Raw genomic sequence first — 18769 nt, forward strand, 5'->3', positions numbered from 1 at the left:
ATGCCGACTCAATACCGTTGTAAAAATGAGCGGCGACGTAGGGCAGTCCGCAACCAACTAGAAAACGGACAGCCTGTTTTGAATGGAATTGACTATCTAGAGGTACTGGCAGATCAAAAAACCCTCGTGGTGTATTTGCTTCACTCGCTCATGGACATTGGCGCAGAGTTAAGCGAAGAAAATATCCAGATCTCAGGGGGCGCGCGAGTCCAAAACCTATCGGTAGAATCTGTCAGTTCTAATACAAATGTTTTAACCGTTCGCACCAACCAGGTGGGGGATTATTCCAAATATACGCTGCGGTTAGTGCACTCCGCGTTCACTTCTGAAGCATTGGAAGATCTGGAACCACCAGACGGATTTGATCCCCAGCTTTCCCAATTATCTTTCTCTTTCTGGGTAGAGGAGTTGAGCCAATTTGACTGTCAACCGCCTGATCCTTTACCTGAAGCAGAACCACCCCCACCCGTTATTGACTATCTCGCCAAAGACTACACCAGTTTTCGCCAGTTAATGCTCGATCGCCTTTCAGAAACAATCCCGCAGTGGAGGGAGCGAAACCCCTCAGACATCGGGGTGATGTTGGTGGAGTTGTTAGCCTACACGGGCGACTATCTCAGCTACTACCAGGATGCTGTTGCTACAGAAGCTTACTTAGGAACGGCTCGTAAACGAGTCTCTGTTCGTCGCCATGCTCGCCTATTAGACTATTTAATCCATGATGGCTGCAATGCGCGCGCCTGGGTTGTGATTCATTTCAATCCACAGAATAATCAATCCTCGATAGAGGGGGTGACCCTCTTGGGACCTTCAATTGAGAAAAACCGCACTGGAGTTAAGTTGCTAACTCGCTCAATCTTCCAAGATGGGGTGCTATCGATCGAAAAGTTTCAGGATGCGCTAAATGCCGGGGCACAGGTATTCGAGACGTTGCATGATGTCACCCTGCATTCCTGTTTGAATACGCTGCACTTTTATACTTGGGAAGATGAGCAATGTTGTTTACCCAAGGGTTCGACTCAGGCGACCTTGGAAAGTCCAGTTGGATCGGAAAACTCAGAACTGGAGAACTCAGAATTAGAGAACTTAGATCGAGTCTTACAAAAACTCCTCAAAAGAGGCAGTGTTTTAGTATTTGAAGAAGTTCGGGGGGCAACATCAGGCTTAGCAATTGATGCCGATCGCACTCACCGTCATGTTGTACGGCTGACGAAGGTGACAGCGGCAACCGATCCTCTGAATGGCAAAGCTATTATCAAAGTTAAATGGGATGTAGAAGATGCCTTACCATTTGATTTGCAACTATCGAATGTTGATGCCCGTGGTAATCCCATCTCTGACATTAGTGTGGCGCGGGGAAATGTTGTTTTGGTCGATGCTGGATGTACTATCCCCAAACCTCAATCAAACTCTTTACGCCAAAATGAAGAACTGTTAGACCAATCCCTCGAAGAACTCTGGAGAGATGCAGGTTGGAATCGGACAAAGCATCGACCCCGTTTAAAGGAAGGACCTTTGACACAACAGGGGTATGTCTATAATCTTCAAAACCAGTGGGTCTATTTTGATGAGGAGAAACCCGCCAATGCTGCCATGAAATGGGAATTGCGGGATGCCCGTCCGGCGATCGCCGTTTGGGAAAATAGTCCACCCACCTCGACAACAGAAGCAGGTTCACGCTGGGAATCACAACGGGATCTATTGATTGGCGATCGCTTTGCACGGTATTTTGTCGTCGAAACAGAAGAGGATGGACGGGCGTATCTGCGGTTTGGGGATGGTACGTTGGGTAAGAAACCTAATGCCGATACGCGCTTGTATGCAACGTACCGCATCGGTAATGGGAGTAGTGGCAATGTGGGGGCTGAGTCGATTACCAATATTCTGCTCTTGTCTGAGAACTTAGTTGAAGATCAACGTCAATATCTGCCAATTCTTAAACAGAAAAAAGATCAGGATGAGAACGACGTTATCATGCTCTATAATCCGCTTCCTGCCCAGGGTGGTGTTGACCCAGAACCGATTGAACAGATTCGACAGTATGCGCCTCAAGCGTTTCGAGTGCAGCGACGGGCAGTCACGACAGCAGATTATGCCGAGAGAGCCAAACAATATCCGGGCGTGCAAAATGCAATTGCAGACCGACGCTGGACAGGGAGTTGGCACACAATTTACATTACGGTTGATCGGGAAGAAGGAGAATCGATTGAGGGTGATTTCAAGCAAAAGTTACTCGCGTTTCTAGAGGAGTTTCGTCTTACCGGACATGATATTGAAATTGAGAACCCTCGCTTTGTGGCACTCGATATTGAGATGACGGTCAAAGTGAAGTCAGGGTATTTCCAGAGTGCGATCAAGAAAGCGTTAATGGATGCCTTCAGTAAGCAAATTTTGGCGACCCAGCAAAAGGGCTTTTTCCACCCCGATCGCTTCAGCTTTGGTGACCCGGTTTACCTCAGTCAAGTGATCTCAAGCGCCATTGCCGTGGAAGGCGTTGAGTCTGTGAATGTGACTCAGTTTAAGCGTTGGGTTGAATCAGACGACCAAGGTAGACGAGCCTTAGAACTGGGACAAATTGCGTTTGATCTGTTAGAAATTGCTCGGTTAGATAATGATCCTAGCTCACCTGAAAACGGCAGGATTGAGTTTCAAATGGAGGGTGGATTATGAATGCTAAAGATGCACCTCAAAAACCTGAAAACCGAGCTGGGTTGCCACATCTCGCGTATCGCATTACGAACTATACGGCTTCTCGGAAGTGGTTGTTAACGTTATTGCGGGATAGTTTGCGCCCTAAGCAAAGCGAGCAAAAAGGACCATTATTTGGATTGACCACCCGCGATCGCGATGATACGGCGATCGCCCTCTTAGATGCCTGGGCAGTACTTGCCGATGTTCTAACTTTTTATCAGGAACGGATTGCCAATGAGGGCTATTTGCGAACCGCCACGGAACGGCGATCGGTGTTGGAACTGGCTCGAATGATTGGTTATGAGCTTAATCCAGGAGTAGCTGCTAGTAGCTATTTTACTTTTACGGTGGAGGATGCGCCTGGTTCGCCTGAAGTTGCCACCATTCCTAGGGGGACTCAAGTGGTGAGTATTCCGGGGGAAGATGAATTGCCTCAAACTTTTGAGACGAGTGAGGATTTTTTGGCTCGTGTGGATTGGAACAATCTTAAGCCTCGCCCTAGTCGCCCTCAAGCAGTCAAAAGCCCTATACAACAAGGTTTACAACAACTCTATCTCAAAGGAATTAATACTCAATTAAAACCAGGTGATTTTATCCTGCTACTTGATAATGATTTTGCGGATCGGAGATATTTAATGCTGTTAACAGATGTGATAGCTAATCCATCTGATGATTATACGCTTGTACGCTGGCAAACAGCCTTTTCAGTAAACGGTACGGGTCTACCCACGGAAAGTATTCTTCTACAAAATCCTCAACTTTTTGCCTTTCGACAAAAAGCTTTTCTCTTTGGCTACGATGCTCCTAAAACAGTAAGTTTAGTAGTAACACATATTAATCCTCCTCCGAATCCTCCACTACCACCTTCGGAAACACGCGAATGGAGTGATATCCAGAATTTGCTTAATGCTCCTTCCAATACTGAGCTTGATCTTGATTCTCTATATCCTCAAATTTTGCAAGGTAGCTGGATTGTGCTTTATGATAAACCTCCTACGGATACACCAAGTCATAAGGCGTATAAGGTTGTTAATATATCTTCAGCCGCTAGAGCAAGAAGCGTAGTACCAGTTGTGAGGGAAAATCCTGCAACCAGTGAGAATTTTGGTCAGATTAGTTTGGTCACTCGTGCTGCACTTGATGCTGCCAAAGTTGGTGATGCTCGAAGCACAATTGTTCTGGCGCAAAGTGAACTACTGGAATTAGTTCCAGAACCGCTGATTGTAAGCGATCGCCAAACCGACATTTTCCAAGATCCTATCCAGGGTAAAACCGTTTTTCTGAGTGAATTTGTTCAAAAATTGCACCGGAATCAAATCCTGATTGTGAGCGGTCAACGAATCCGTGCTCAATTAAATGAGATTGGTGGAGTATTTCTCCTGAACGAATCAAATTCTTGGAAAAGGATAAATAAAGGTTTAACAAATTCTCAAGTGCGATCGCTGACCGTTGATAAAGATGAAACCATCTTACTAGCAGGCACTACTGAAAAAATCTTTCGCTCTACAAATAAGGGTGAGCTTTGGGAACCAATCATCGAATGGGACTCAACTAGTAAAACTTTAGAAATGAAAGAGATTCAGGCTCTTCTCCTAACTCAATCTGATGATTCAGCTAAATCTTATCTGATGTTTGTGGGTACCGCCGAAGGAATCTTTCGTTTTAAGTCTCCTATTGGACAAACCTGGGACAAGGAGGAGGACTCAACAGGTCTTACCTACAGTGACATACGAGTCATCTACCTTTACCAGGAGAGACAAATTTTAATTGGCACAATAAACGGTGGAGTATTTCGGTCAGTCGATAATGGTAAAACTTGGAGAACAACAGGATTAAATAATACGGATGTCCATTCCCTAACCAGTTACCCAAGAGCCAGTCCAGAATTCACCTTTGCAGGAACTATTCGAGATGGCATTTTCCGCAGCATAGATACAAAATTTCTAACTTGGCAACAAATTATAGATACAAGACAAGGAACAGGCATAATTACAACCGAGGGAGTTGTCGTTACTGGTCAAGGTGCAAACTTCAGCGCTCAAATGCAACAGGTGAAACCGGGGGATGTCATCAACGCAGGCGGGCAAAGCCGAACGGTTCTTGAAATCACCTCTGAAATCAATTCTGATGGGAAGCTTATCGTCGATCGCCCCTTCCGTCCTGACTTAACTACAAACACGTCTTTTACAATTAACACGGGTCTGACCAACCGAAACATCACCGCATTGGATACCAAAGCTGGCTTTCTTTTTGCAGGAACCGCTGGTAGCGGCGTGTTTCGTTCTAGTACTGAGTCTGGTACTCGGAAATTGGGCGATCGCTGGACAGCCGTGAATACCGGATTGACCGATCTGGAAATCCGTTGTCTAGTGATTGATGAGAGTGGAGTTATTTGGGTTGGCACTTCTAAAGCTGGAGTATTCCGTTCTACTAACAATGGAGATTCTTGGGAAGCCGTGAATACCCATTTGACAAACCTGGATGTGCGGGCAATCTTGCCGCCTCAAGGAAAAAGCTCCAACTTTTTTGTCGGTGGAATTGGTATTTTACAGCCCCCCGAAGGCTCATATCCCAAACCTGTTCAGCGGGGAGATATCCTTCAGGTTCTAGAGCCACCTGCTTCTATCCCAGATAACCCCAACTATCAACTTTGGAAGCTGATGGATAAAGATGGATTTCAAGGCGATTTCATCACAACGACGGCTTTAGATCAGTCCGACTTCAAAAATGAAATAACCTTACTGCCAGCTTTAGCTGATAGCGAGGTGGTCAGTGAAATCGCCATTATTCAAAATCCACCGACGGAGCAGCAACGTCCCATCCTCACCCTACAACAGCCCTTAAAATGCGCCTACGATCCAGCAACAGTGAGGATCTATGCCAACGTTGTACCCGCGACGCATGGCGAGACGGTGCAGGAGGTCTTGGGCAGTGGGGATGGTCATCTGCCAAATCAGCGTTTTGGGCTGAAGAAGCCCCCGCTCACCTATGTGCCCGCCTCCAATGCTAGAGGCTCAGAGAGTTCCTTAGAAGTCCGGGTAAATGGAATTCTCTGGCAAGAAGTTTCTTCACTTTATCCCCTGAAGCCTTCTGACCAAAATTACATCATTCGGATTCAAGACGATGGCACCACCATTGTCACCTTTGGGGATGGCACAAAAGGGGCACGTTTACCAAGCGGATTGGAAAATATCACTTCCACCTATCGCAGTGGCATTGGTTTAGATGGAAACTTGCAGGCGGAACAACTGAGCTTACTCAAAACCCGCCCGCTGGGAATTTCGGAGGTGATCAACCCGCTGCCTGCGACAGGCGGTGCGCCACGGGAATCTTTGACAGAAGCACAGGTGAATGCACCTGCTACAGTGCGAACCCTCGATCGCATTGTTTCCATCCGCGATTTCGAAGACTTTGCCCAAGGCTTTGCTGGCATTGGCAAGGCACAAGCCGTTCCCCTCTGGAATGGTGAAACCCAACAGGTGCATATCACCGTTGCCGGAGTCCAGGGAAATGAGGTTCTGAAAGACTCAAACCTTTACACCAAGCTAGTAGAAGCCATTGACAATGCCAGAGATCCGATTCAGCAGGTACAGGTTGATTCTTACGAGCGGCTACTGTTCAACCTGGAAGCACGTCTACTGCTGGATTTACGCTATGAAGCCAAGGTCGTTACCGAAAAAATTCGTCAAACCCTACAAAACACCTTTGCGTTTGAGAAACGTAAATTTGGGCAAGACGTGACTTCATCTGAAGTGATTGCAGCAGTTCAGTCTGTGGAAGGTGTGATTGCAGTGGATTTAGATGCGTTGTATCAGGTGGGTCGAAGTAAAGCCCTAGAGCGATCGCTAACTGCTTTATCCGCTCGTTATGATGCCCAAACATATACGATTCAACCAGCCCAGCTATTGCGCTTAAACCCGGAAGGCATTCAACTCACAATTGTATCAACGTTGTAAGGGAAGAAGATTGTTATGAACCAGATATCGCGCGATCGCCTCTATCAACTTCTACCCGCCATATACCAACTGCGAGATACGGTAGAAGGAGAACCCCTCAAAGCACTACTCGCAGTGATTGAGCAGGAAGTAGAGGCGATCGAAGAAGACATTGGCGATCTCTATGACAACTGGTTTATTGAAACCTGTGTGGAATGGGCAATTCCCTATATGGGCGACCTATTGGATGTGAGGGCGCTCTATGCCAGTTCTTTTCCCAAGAATCAGCCGCAGAACCAACTAGCGACGACTCAAAAAGAATTATTAGGCGATCGCCCTCCTCGCCCCCGCCCCTATGGGCAACAAGAACGACGAGCCTATGTGGCAAATACATTAGCCTATCGGCGACGTAAAGGAACTACGACAGTCCTGGAGCAGCTCGTGCGGGATGTTACGGGATGGCGGGCACGGGCGATCGAATTTTCGCGTTTGCTGATCACCACCCAAAATCTGAACCATCTTCGGACGAACAGCGCAACGGTTGATTTGCGTAACAACACTTCGCTTGATCTGATTGGAACTCCATTTGAACAACAAGTTGCTTACACCGCAGAGGTCCGTCGGGCAAGTCTAGGTGGAAAATACAATATCCCCAATATTGGCATCTTCGTCTGGCGGCTACAGAGCTATCCCATCCAGCGAGGAACCGCCCGTGTCGTAGCGGTGACAGAAGCTGATCCCACAGGACGATTTTGCACCTTCAATCCCTTGGGCTATGATGATGTGCCGCTTTTCAACCAACCCCAGTCCGCCACAGACCTGACAAAGCAAGCGCAGGAAATTAATTTACCTACTCCTCTACGGTATGGCTCCTTAGCCAATGAACTGAAAGAGCGACGGCAGTTACGCTTACAAGGTAAACCTCTACTCTCGCCCCGTTATTTCAACGAAAGTAGCCCAGTGCTGCAAATCTTTGTGAATGGTCAGCCCAATCCAATTCCACCCGAAGAAATTTTGATTTGCCGTTTGGCGATCACAGAAGCGGAACGAGAGGAAGCCATTGCTGTGAATCAGGCAGAGAATCAGGCAGAGCAAGCACAAGGACAAGAACAAGTACCGATTGATGATATGTCCTGGCTATTTCCTGACGCTGATTCCGAGCGGAACCCAGATGATATTGCCATTCCCACAAAAGTTGTTGCGGTTGATCCAGAACTGGGACGCATCGCATTTCTGGATCGCACCTTGCCAGAACGGGTAGAGGTCAGCTATCTCTATGGATTCAGTGACGACTTAGGTGGGGGACCTTACAGTCGTGGAGCAAACAAGACTGATTTACTAAAAAATGCGGGTCAAAAACTAATCGAGGACACACCAGAAACTAACTGGATTAATCCCCTCTATTGGGAAGTTGAGCAGATCGCTTCTGCCGATGACAATCCTTTGGATACCGCTATTCAAAACTGGAATCGAACCGTATCTGCTTGGCAAGCTTTGCGAGATCAAATCCATGTTCCTCTGGCTCGGGTTACGGTGTCACCTGTTCAAATAAGCCGGGTTAAATCAAGTAACGATCCTGTTCCTCTCCGATTCAAACCTGGAATTGTGGGAAAAGGTCTGGAAGTCTTACCGGGTTTCTGTCCCACAGAGATTCTGATCACACCAGGATTAGCCATTGATCGACAAGGTAGACGCTTACAAGTCTGTCAAATGGAAACTTTTGACCTGAACGATCTGAGTGTTTACCCCCATCAGCATGATCAGTTTATTATCTTGGTCATTTGCTATCGCGCAGCTTTGCAAGGACAAGATTATCAATTTGCTTGGGTGCCCGAAACGGCGATCGCTGATGATGGCTATCCCGAAGGTACATTGATTCCTCTGGCTCGATTAAAAATAAGGTCTGCAAATTCTGATCAGCGGTGTGTGGGTCAGCCCGATCTAAGCGTTCGTGATGACCACCAACGCGGTATTGTCCAAGGATTAGATGTCAATGTGCGCCCAGGGAAATTAGAGGTTGCTATTACTCCAGGAACAGCCGTGGATAAATGGGGTAATGTCTTAATTGCGACGACTACCCAGTTGCTAAATCTTAAGGATTATCAAGGTTCTACAGTTTATTTAGTCGTTTCTCTAACCAGTCAAATTGGGCAGAGATGGCAACTAGAGTACATCTTATCGGAAGCAGAAGCAAATTCCGATCGCTATATCCGCCTTGCCAGTCTATCCGTTCCCAAGGTTAAGTTCAAGGTTGATGGGATCGATGCTGCGAGTCGGGCGATCGAAGGACTGCAAGTTAACGCAACAGACAAAGGAATCAGCATTGCGGCTGGAACTGCTAAAGATAGTCAGGGACGAGAAATCAATCTGGAGCAAGCTTATCAATTTGACCTGAGTTCTTACACGGCTCAGCAATTTGTTCTGTTCATTTCCCCTCAAAGAAGACAGGGATTCCCGCTTCAGCCGATTGATTCTTCGACTAAGAAAGACTGGCAGCAATTGGGAATTGTGCCTCAAGAGCCTGATCCAGCGGACACTGGAATCATTTTGATCAAAGACAGTCTGACCTATGAGGGAGACTTAGAAATCACTATTCCCCAAGAGAAAAAGCTGAAAATTATTGCGGTAGACGGTAGTCGTCCTCATATTTGCGGCAATGTGTCGGTTCAGGGAACTGCTCCTGCTACAGAGCCTAATCAAGGAGAGTTGATTCTGGAAGGGTTACTCATTGAAGGAGGATTGATAGTCTTGCCGGGTTATTTGGAGCGATTACAAGTGATTCATTCGACGCTGGTGCCAGAGCAAGGTGGGCTATGGGTTCAACCGCAAGAAGAAACGCTTTCCTCTTGTTGCATCTTTGATGCAGAAGATCCATTGGCTGCCATTGCTTCTGTCATGACCGTTCTTGCCTTTGTTCAGGGGGCATGGTACTCCAACCTAAAGCTTGACCAAACCCCTGAAAAATACTTGGGGCAACTGACACAACTTGTGACGCAGCAGATGAATCGCCTGCTTGCCGAAATCTGGCAAACGATTTTCCCCTGGGTCACTCAGATGGATTCAAGTTTGGATTCTCAAATCAATGGTTGGGATTGTTTATTCGAGAATTCTTCTTCAGAGCAGGAAACTGATCCCCCAGACAATTCACGTCTAGAAATTAGCCTCTATCACAGTATTTGTGGTGCAATTACCTTGACAGAGGCTGTTCCAAAGTTGAGCATCGAAGACAGCATTTTGGATAAAGGGCAAGCTAGAAATGGCGTAGAAGACACCAGCGGATTAGCAATTTTGGCTCCTGGCACAGATACAGAGATCTTCACCACAACTGTTCTGGGAATGACCACCGTTCGGAGTCTAGAATCCAGCAATAGTCTGTTTACGGAGAAGGTAACTGTACAACTGCATCAGACAGGTTGTATTCGTTTCTCCTATGTACCAGAGGGTTCTCAAACACCGCCTCGCTATCAGTGCCAACCCGATAAGGAATTTCAGGAAGCATTAGATCCCATTCCCGATGCGATTACCTCAATTGCGAGTCATGATTCCTTCCTCTTCAGCGGGAGTGCAGGTGGTGGAATTTTCCGTTCTATCAATAATGGCGAAATTTGGGAAAAGGCTAATCGGGGATTATCAAACCCCTATGTAGCGACAACTTTGGCTTATGAGCAAGCCGGAATTGGAAAGGTTCAAATTGATAGTAGTGACCCAACAAAGGTGAGTGCAGAAAATCTGGAAGTCGCTGCATTTACTCAACAATTCCGTCCCAAGGATACGATCGCCATCCAAGGCGAAACTCGTACCGTGACTGAAATTCGCAATGATGGTCTCCTGATAGTTGACAAGGGCTTTAAAAATCTCACGGGTTCATCACCATACGCTTTTGAAATCAATACTGTCTTAGCAGGAACAACAGGTGGAAGGATTTTCCGTTCCAAAAATAATGGAGATGATTGGATTCCTCTTACCCTACCTGGAGTCACTTCAACGATTACAGTGTTGTGCCAAGATCAGTGGGCTTTCACAGGTACGTTAATTGAAGGTGGGTTACAGATTGAAATTAACCAGATGATTCCAGAGGATGAATTCCAAGTGGGAGATGTGGTTTCGAGCGACACCACCCAAAGTGATGATACGCAAAGCGAGGACTATCAAACTCGAAGGATTGATGCTGTTGAGTGGTCTACCGAAAAAGTGCTGCTGATACTGAATGCTCCATTTACGCATCGCACAATACCCAAACCGATCGCCTTTCATCTCAATACTCTTTTGGCAGCGACGGCAGGTGAGGGCATTCTTAGAGGCAACGCGAATGGTGAGAATTGGCTATCGATTAATGCAGGTCTCACCAACCTTGACGTGAGAGCCTTAGCAGTGACTAAAAATGGACAGGTCTTTGCTGGGACTGCGGGAGGTGGAGTTTTTCAGATGATTCATGGTAAATCTAGGGGAGAACCTAGAGATAGTCGGAGCGAGCGCTGGATATCGCTAAATAATGGTTTGAAGAATTACAACATTTCAGCATTAGCCATTGATTTCAGTGGGATAATAATTCTTGCTGGGACAGTGAGTGGAGGAGTATTTCGCTTTAATAGTGAGACTCAGTCTAATCGTGAATCTGAGTGGATTCCAGTTAACCAAGGTCTATCCAGTTTTGGTATAACATCTCTGATCGCTTGTGAGATTACAGGGACAATTAACAGCGTTAAGGAGTTCATAAACGGTCAGAAAACATTCTTCTTTGAGGAAGGACTGCGACAGGGAGAATCGATGACAATTTCTGGGCGATCACAAAAGATTGCATCAATCGAATCCAATACATCTCTCACACTTGAGGCATCTCTTTCTTCTGATCTTCCGCCTGAAACTCCCTATAAATCCTATAACTTGCTGATTGCAGCGACATCTGATGGTAAGCTTTTCCGTTCCATTAATGGGGGAGACTGTTGGAGGCAGTTAAGTTTAGATCTGAAAGGGTTAGATGTCACAGCACTGGCAGCTAATCAGAGCAGTGAACAGTTATTTGCTGGAACGGCTGCTGGCGCTATTTACTGTTCAAATGATGAGGGTAATTCCTGGCAGTCTATCAATGCAGGATTGCCTAACATGATCGAAAAGCTACTGATTATGGAGCGATTGCAGCCCACATTTACTTCAGATTGCTATGGAGATCCGGGCTATGCTCAACTGAGTCAAAGCTGTGCAAACGAGTTGCGCACCGGGGCAGAAGACGGGGCAGAGATGGGAGTGTTTAACGATTTGAAGCAGCCTCAACGGGAGTCGAACTTACAAGCCAACCTGGAAGAATACTTGCGATTTGGTTTAGAGGCAGGAATTTTTTACATTACTTGAGGAGAGTTGAATGAAAGGTGATTTCACTCGATTGACATTTCGTCCTGACAAGCATTACACCAGTGTGCTGATGCAACAAGGTCGCCTGCAACTTGATTCTGACTGGAATGAGCAGGCGGATATTCAGGCACATTTGTATCGAACTCAAGTGGTAGATTTGATCGGTGCAGAAAGTGGCGCACCAACGAGCGAGAATGATCCGAATCAACAAACAGATAAAGCTTATAAAGATAGTTTCAAAATTAGTGAAACCAGCAGTAATGGGGAGGATTTAGTAATTTCTCCCGGTCGCTTCTATGTGAATGGAACGCTCTGCGAACTGGAAGCTACTCGTGTCAAGTTTGAAGTTACGCCTTCTAACCAAGTCAAAGTAAATACATTAATTGTTGATGGTCAAAAATTTGAAGAAGGTCAATGGATTAAGGTTGTAGGTGATCAGAAGATTCTCAAAATCAATCGAGAAATTAATACCCAAACATTAGAACTGCCATTAAATGACTCGGCAGGTTCGGTCGGTCAGCGTGGGGAGTTGAGCCGTACTTTAACCTACAAGACACAGTCTGATCATCCTAACTCTGAACCCTCTGCAAATGGCTTACATCTAGCCTATCTCGATGTTTGGCAACGTCATATCACGACGATCGAAGATCCTGGTCTGCGTGAACCTGCCCTCAATCTTCCTGATACAACAACTCGAACAAAAACCGTCTGGCAGTTAAAACTTCAACCTCTAAATCGAAAATTTATTGAAGATAGTACTGTTGCAGGACAAACTAGAACTGATCTTCTCAGCAGGTTAAATGGTCTTAGCGTAGAGAGGCTAAAGCAAAGTTTTGAAGCTTTTCTAACCGCCAACATACCTCTCGCACAACAGGGTGATACAAAAGGAAAATTTGAATTTCTGTTAAACACAGTTGTAAATCCAAGCACACCATCATGGAGACAGCAATTTGAGGACATATTAAAATCTCTTCTAGCTGTTAATCAGGATGCATTAAAAACCGCTTTAGATAATCTATTAATAACAGTTCAATTAACAGATGTTCAGCCTTTTGACCAATTGTTGGCAAAAGTCACATTAACGCCTGCCCAGGAAACGAACTTAAAGATTCCATTTAATGCGCTTTTAGCAAAGGTTGTACCACCTGACCCAGATCAACAAAAGTCATCCTATGATACCCTGCTGGCGAGAACTACATCCACGCAAGAAGACAAGAAAGAATTACAGCACCCCTTTGACGAATTACTGTCAAAAATCACATTAACAACTGAAGAAAAGGCTGAATTGCAGAGTTATTTTAATGATTTGCAAGCAGCACCCACTTCTGCATCAGATGAAGAGAAGACAAGATGGACGGCAAGCTTTAATGCGTTATTGCCAAAAATCGACCAGCTAACTAGCAAAGGAAATACGTTTCAGGCAGATTTTAAGACTTTTCTGGACAAGGCGATCGCATCCGATCAGGTTTTGAAGGAACTCGAATCTTATGAAAGAGATGAAACAATAGCGGATGATTTGAGCAAACCAGAGTGGATTTCCTTCACTAAGGATGCATGGAGTACCTTTCCTCAAAGGAGCAAAAGACGCAAACCCTACATGAATGCTTGTGCCAAACTATGTACCGCATCTGGTAGTGCAACCTCAAGTGACAGCCGCTATCGTCGGTTAGAAAATCAGCTCTATCGTGTCGAAATTCATGATCCCGGTAAAGTGGGTGACGATCAATCTGAAGCCGAAAGCAAGAAGGCTACATTTAAATGGTCGCGCGACAATGGCAGCATTGTTAGTATTATTGAAAACTACGAAAATTTTGAAAAAGGCATCATTACCATTCGCAAATCTGCCCAAGATGCATGGACTTCTTCCAAATCTGGGCAATGGATTGAGATCTTGGATGAAGAACGGGAGTTAAAAGGTCAACCAGGTCAGTTGGCTCGTTTGAGTCGGGTATCTGGCAATAAAATTGAGTTTGATGTCTCTAGCCTTGTGGGTGAGAAAGTTCAAAAATCAACGAAGGTGCGACGTTGGGATCACATGACTAAGGAAGCGTCCATCCTGACCCGCACAGAGTGGGTTGAACTGGAAGCTGGAATCAAAGTTCAGTTTGATAAAGAATCTGAGTACAAAACGGGCGACTACTGGCTAATTCCGGCAAGAGCCGCAACAAATGACATTGAATGGTCAGACAATCAGGCTGAAGACTTGAACAAGCGCCAGCCTCTACCACAAACTGCACTGGGAATTGAGCATGACTATGCTCTCTTAGCTGCGGTAGAGGTCGTAGACGGGAAGTTTAGTCCACTGATCAAGGAACAAGATCATCGTTTCATATTCCCTGCTCTAGCGTATACCTTTGATACCAGAGAAGGGGTCATAAAAGGCAATCTAGACGTTCAAGGAACACTTACAGCAAATAACCTCAATGTTTCTGGTAGATTTTCAGCAGGCACATTTCAAGGTGCAACCTTCGCAGTTACCAAAGACCCAACTTCTAACAATCCCAGCATCTATGGTTCGATTCGCATCGGTGAAAATCCTAACCGAGTTGAATTTGTACCAGATCAAGCAAGCATTTTTGCATTCACCAAGACTAGTAAAGTCGGTATTGGGGTAACAGACTTCTCCAGTCAGTTTGGGGTAATTGGCAATGTGGCAATTGGAGATGCAACCTTTTTAAATTCAACTTCCATTCCCCAAAATGGTCTTATTGTCAAAGGGAATGCTGGGTTTGGTACACCCACTCCCAAAAATCAACTTGATGTTTTTGGTGCAGTTGCGATTGGGCAAGCCTTTGCCGGAACTACAACGGCTCCTGCTAATGGGCTACTGGTCGATGGGAAGGTTGCAATCGGAATCGCTCAACCTGACACCAATGTAAATGTAAAGCTTCATGTAAACGGTACTGTTAAAGCTACCGCATTTGATGGAGATGGATCAGCGCTCACTGGAGTTGTTAAGACAGAGGGGAATAATGTATTTAGTGGAACACTAATTGTTAGGGGAAGCACCTCTCTTGCAACTCCTTCTCCTACTACTTTAAATTCTACTGTTGGAATTGGGGTTGAAAACCCAGCTAGTAAATTAACAGTAAAGGGGAATGCAGCAATCGGGAAAAGATATGATCAAACAGAAGCACCTAAAGATGGTCTTTTAGTAGAGGGGGGTGTTGGTATTGGTACAGATAGATCTCCTGTAACATTAAACGCTAAGCTTGAGGTTCAAGGAGCATCCAGTGATACTCAGAAAGCCGCATTAAATATCACAAATTCGCAGCTTAAAAACCTGCTTTGGGTAAGAAATGATGGCAAGGTGGGTATTGGCATTGAAAATTTACGGGACATAAAGGAAAAGCTGCACGTCGATGGTTCTCTGCAAGTTGCTAATGATATTAAGTGTGATCGCTTATTTATTAACGCAGATGAACTCCCTGGTGATGCTCCTACTCAGGATAATCCTGATCCAATGCTCTATGTTAATGGTTCTCTCTTAGTAGAAAAGAGGATTTTTGCTAAAGGGGTTTTAGAAGCCAACGAATTTCAAGGGTCAGATTTTAAGCAGATTTCATCAAGGACACTAAAAGATCAGGTAAGTGATTTATCCAGCCAAGAAGTTGAGGAAATTCTGCAAAGGCTCAATCCTGTAAAATATGTCTATACCGAAGACGCGACCCAAAGCTTGCGTGCTGGCTTTATTGCAGAAGATACGCCTGACTTACTCACCTCATCTGATAAACAAGCCATTAAAATTCTGGATGTCGTTGCCGTTCTCACTAAAGCCGTCAAAGATCAACAGATGATGTCAGAAGAACTCTCTGAGGTTATTGAAAATCAGCGTAGTGAACTTGAGATATTACGAGAAAACCTTAGAGCGTTGGAGGAGCGAAATCTTGACAGTCCGCAGGCGATTGCGCCCTTCATAAACCCCCTAGATGAGCAGATTATTGAGCGATCGTCTAGAACCTCTAGACGCACTGAATGGTTGTTGTATCGAAAACTCAAACGCTTCATCCGCCAACTATTTGGCGGAACTTAGGATAACTAGAATGAAAACGCTAATTTCAAATTTTTACTCGTGATTTGCATCACCAGTCATCAATTTCAAACCCAAACCAAATTTAGAGAGGAGAAAGAGCAATGCCTAATATTATCAATGTCGGTTTCAGCATACAGGTAGAAGGAGGTCCGCAGGTTCCTGTTGCGCCTATAAAAATTCCTGTCGAAGCTTACGACAAAATTGAAGTAAGTGTTAAACCAGGTGCTGAGGTAGATATTGATGTTCAACCAGGTGAAAAAGCAGTCAGCTTTCTGCTGATCAAATCGAGTATGTATACTCCATCCGATGCAGCCGATGATAAAAAGCTTACGTATCAACCTCAAGGCAAGCCTGCTATTAGCCTGGATAACCCTCAGATTTACTTAGGGACAGAATCAATTACTACTTTGCTAGGTGCAGTAAAAAAAATCAAATTCTCCAACAAGCTTGAAGATGAAGCCGCAGGTAGTGGTGGTGGTGCTGCTGGCACTATTGCTACTGCTGGCGCTGAAAAAGATCCGGCTGTGATTGAAATTCTAGTAGGGCGTGATGCAACCCTTCCGGCACCTGCTCCAGAACCTAGTTCAACACCTGCTCCAGAAACTGCTCCAAGTCCTTAACTTGTACTAACTCTTTCGTTTTGAAGCTCGTCATTCTGTTTTAAAAGGAGAAATCTATTATGCCCGTAACCCCTACTTATCCAGGTGTTTATATTGAGGAAATTCCTAGTGGCGTTCGCACAATTACGGGTGTCGCAACTTCTATCACGGCTTTCATTGGACGTGCACTTCAAGGACCCACTGACAAAGCTGTACGGATTCAAAGTTTTGGCGACTTTGAAAGAAAGTTTGGTGGTTTATGGGTCGAGAGCATGATGAGCTATGCCGTGCAACAGTTTTTCCTTAACGGCGGTTCGGATGCAATCATTATTCGGGTAGTCAGTAAAACAGCTAAACCTGCTACAACAACGGCTAGCGGACTGAACTTGGTCGCTGCGAGTGCTGGTGAGTGGAGTTCTAAAACAGATCAAGAACTGCAAGTCACAATTGATCAAAATACACGACCCAATGATCCAGATGAAACCTTGTTTAATCTGACAATTCAACAAAAAATTCCTAATCAGGCTACTGCTCGCCCCCTTGAAGTCTTTCGTAATTTGTCTATCAAACCGAATGCCTCTCGTTTTGTCACAAAAGTCTTGCAGGAAGAGTCCAATTTTGTCCGCATACAAGGTGATATTCCTCAGACAAGACCTGGAGCAGGTACCGGAACATTTCAGAGCGGTTCAAATGGTGATGCACCTCCTACTTATGGCGACTACTGGGGGAATGGGGAGACGAATCCTTTACTAGACAAGGTCGATCTATTTAATCTCTTGTGCATTCCACCCAATATACGGGATCTTAATGTTGCTGACGACGACGCTGGGATATCCTTATTGACTAAGGCTCTTGCCTATTGTCAAGAGCGGAGGGCGATGTTAATTGTTGATCCGCCAACAAAATGGAGTGCTCCTGATAAGGCAGCAGAAGATTCTGGCGGTATTCGTTCGCTATTGCGTAGTAAAAACGCGGTAGTTTACTTTCCCCAAGTACGATTGGCTGATTCCCTTAAGGAAAATCGTTTAGAAACCTTTCCGCCTTCAGGTGTAATGGCAGGTATTATGTCTCGCACCGATGCTCAGCGAGGCGTCTGGAAAGCGCCAGCAGGAACTGAAGCCATACTTTCGGGGGTATCAGAATTGACCTATAAATTGACAGATGGGGAGAATGGTCAGCTCAATCCATTGGGGATTAATTGTCTGCGATCGTTTGCGGTCTATGGCAATGTCGCTTGGGGGGCAAGAACCATGGAAGGGGCTGATCAACTGGCATCAGAGTGGAAGTATTTGCCAGTGCGACGAATGGCTCTTTTTCTAGAAGAAAGTCTTTACCGAGGAACCCAATGGGTTGTGTTTGAACCCAATGATGAGCCCCTGTGGGCACAAATTCGTCTGAACCTTGGAGCCTTTATGAATAACTTGTTCCGACAGGGAGCATTTCAGGGTAAGACACCACGGGAAGCGTATTTGGTGAAATGCGACAAGGAAACGACAACCCAAAATGATATCAATCTGGGCATTGTCAATATTGTGGTCGGGTTTGCCCCATTGAAACCAGCAGAGTTTGTGATTATTAAACTGCAACAATTAGCCGGTCAAATTGAAGTATAAAGGAAGCAGCAATGGCTCAATTTAGTGTGAATGCTCAACGATTCGATCCGTACAAAAACTTCAAGTTTCGCGTCAAATGGGACGGTAGATATGTCGCAGGTGTCAGCAAAGTGGGAGCACTAAAGCGCAGCACTGAAGTGGTCAACCATCGAGAAGGTGGAGATTCCAGCAGCCAACGCCACTCACCCGGTCAAACTAAATATGAGCCGATCATGCTGGAGCGGGGTATCACCCACGATAAAGAATTTGAACAATGGGCAAACAAAGTTTGGAACTATGGTTCTGGATTAGGAGCCGAAGTCTCGCTCAAAGACTTTCGTAAAGAAATCATCATCGAAGTCATGAACGAGTCGGGACAGACTGCGATCGCCTACAAAGTTTACCGCTGCTGGGTTTCAGAATTCACTGCTTTACCAGAATTGGATGCCAATGCTAACGCGATCGCCATCCAAAGCATTCAACTTCAGAACGAAGGATGGGAACGTGATTTTGACGTTGCTGAACCGACAGAACCGAGTTTCTTAGAACCCGCTTAGTGAGAAAAAAGGA

Annotated in this window: 7 protein-coding genes; all 7 read left to right on the forward strand. The window is 45.5% G+C overall.

Annotation, left to right across the window (positions count from 1 at the left end):
- Nucleotides 1-2670: a baseplate J/gp47 family protein gene (locus AC5JMP_RS03845; RefSeq protein WP_495850109.1), complete on the forward strand. Its 2670-nt coding sequence runs from the start codon at nucleotides 1-3 to the stop codon at nucleotides 2668-2670.
- Nucleotides 2667-6647, forward strand: coding sequence for a putative baseplate assembly protein (locus AC5JMP_RS03850; RefSeq protein WP_495850110.1), 3981 nt, complete (start codon nucleotides 2667-2669; stop codon nucleotides 6645-6647). Before AC5JMP_RS03845 ends, AC5JMP_RS03850 begins: the two co-directional genes overlap by 4 nt.
- 15 nt (nucleotides 6648-6662) lie before the next feature.
- Nucleotides 6663-11975 (forward strand): WD40/YVTN/BNR-like repeat-containing protein, encoded by a 5313-nt coding sequence (locus AC5JMP_RS03855; protein ID WP_495850111.1) that lies wholly within the window; start codon nucleotides 6663-6665, stop codon nucleotides 11973-11975.
- 10 nt (nucleotides 11976-11985) lie between these two features.
- On the forward strand, nucleotides 11986-16008 hold the full coding sequence (locus AC5JMP_RS03860; protein WP_495850112.1) for a DUF6519 domain-containing protein: 4023 nt from the start codon (nucleotides 11986-11988) through the stop codon (nucleotides 16006-16008).
- Between the two features lie 101 nt (nucleotides 16009-16109).
- Entirely contained in the window at nucleotides 16110-16628 is a 519-nt protein-coding gene (locus AC5JMP_RS03865) for a hypothetical protein (RefSeq protein ID WP_495850113.1), read from the forward strand.
- A 59-nt stretch (nucleotides 16629-16687) separates the two neighbouring features.
- The gene (locus AC5JMP_RS03870) at nucleotides 16688-18220 is read left to right on the forward strand and encodes a phage tail sheath family protein (protein WP_495850114.1); all 1533 of its coding nucleotides are present in this window, start codon (nucleotides 16688-16690) and stop codon (nucleotides 18218-18220) included.
- A gap of 11 nt (nucleotides 18221-18231) precedes the next feature.
- Entirely contained in the window at nucleotides 18232-18756 is a 525-nt protein-coding gene (locus AC5JMP_RS03875; RefSeq protein WP_495850115.1) for a phage tail protein, read from the forward strand.
- Nucleotides 18757-18769 lie beyond the last annotated feature (13 nt).

It is taken from the genome of Drouetiella sp. (assembly GCF_059504425.1).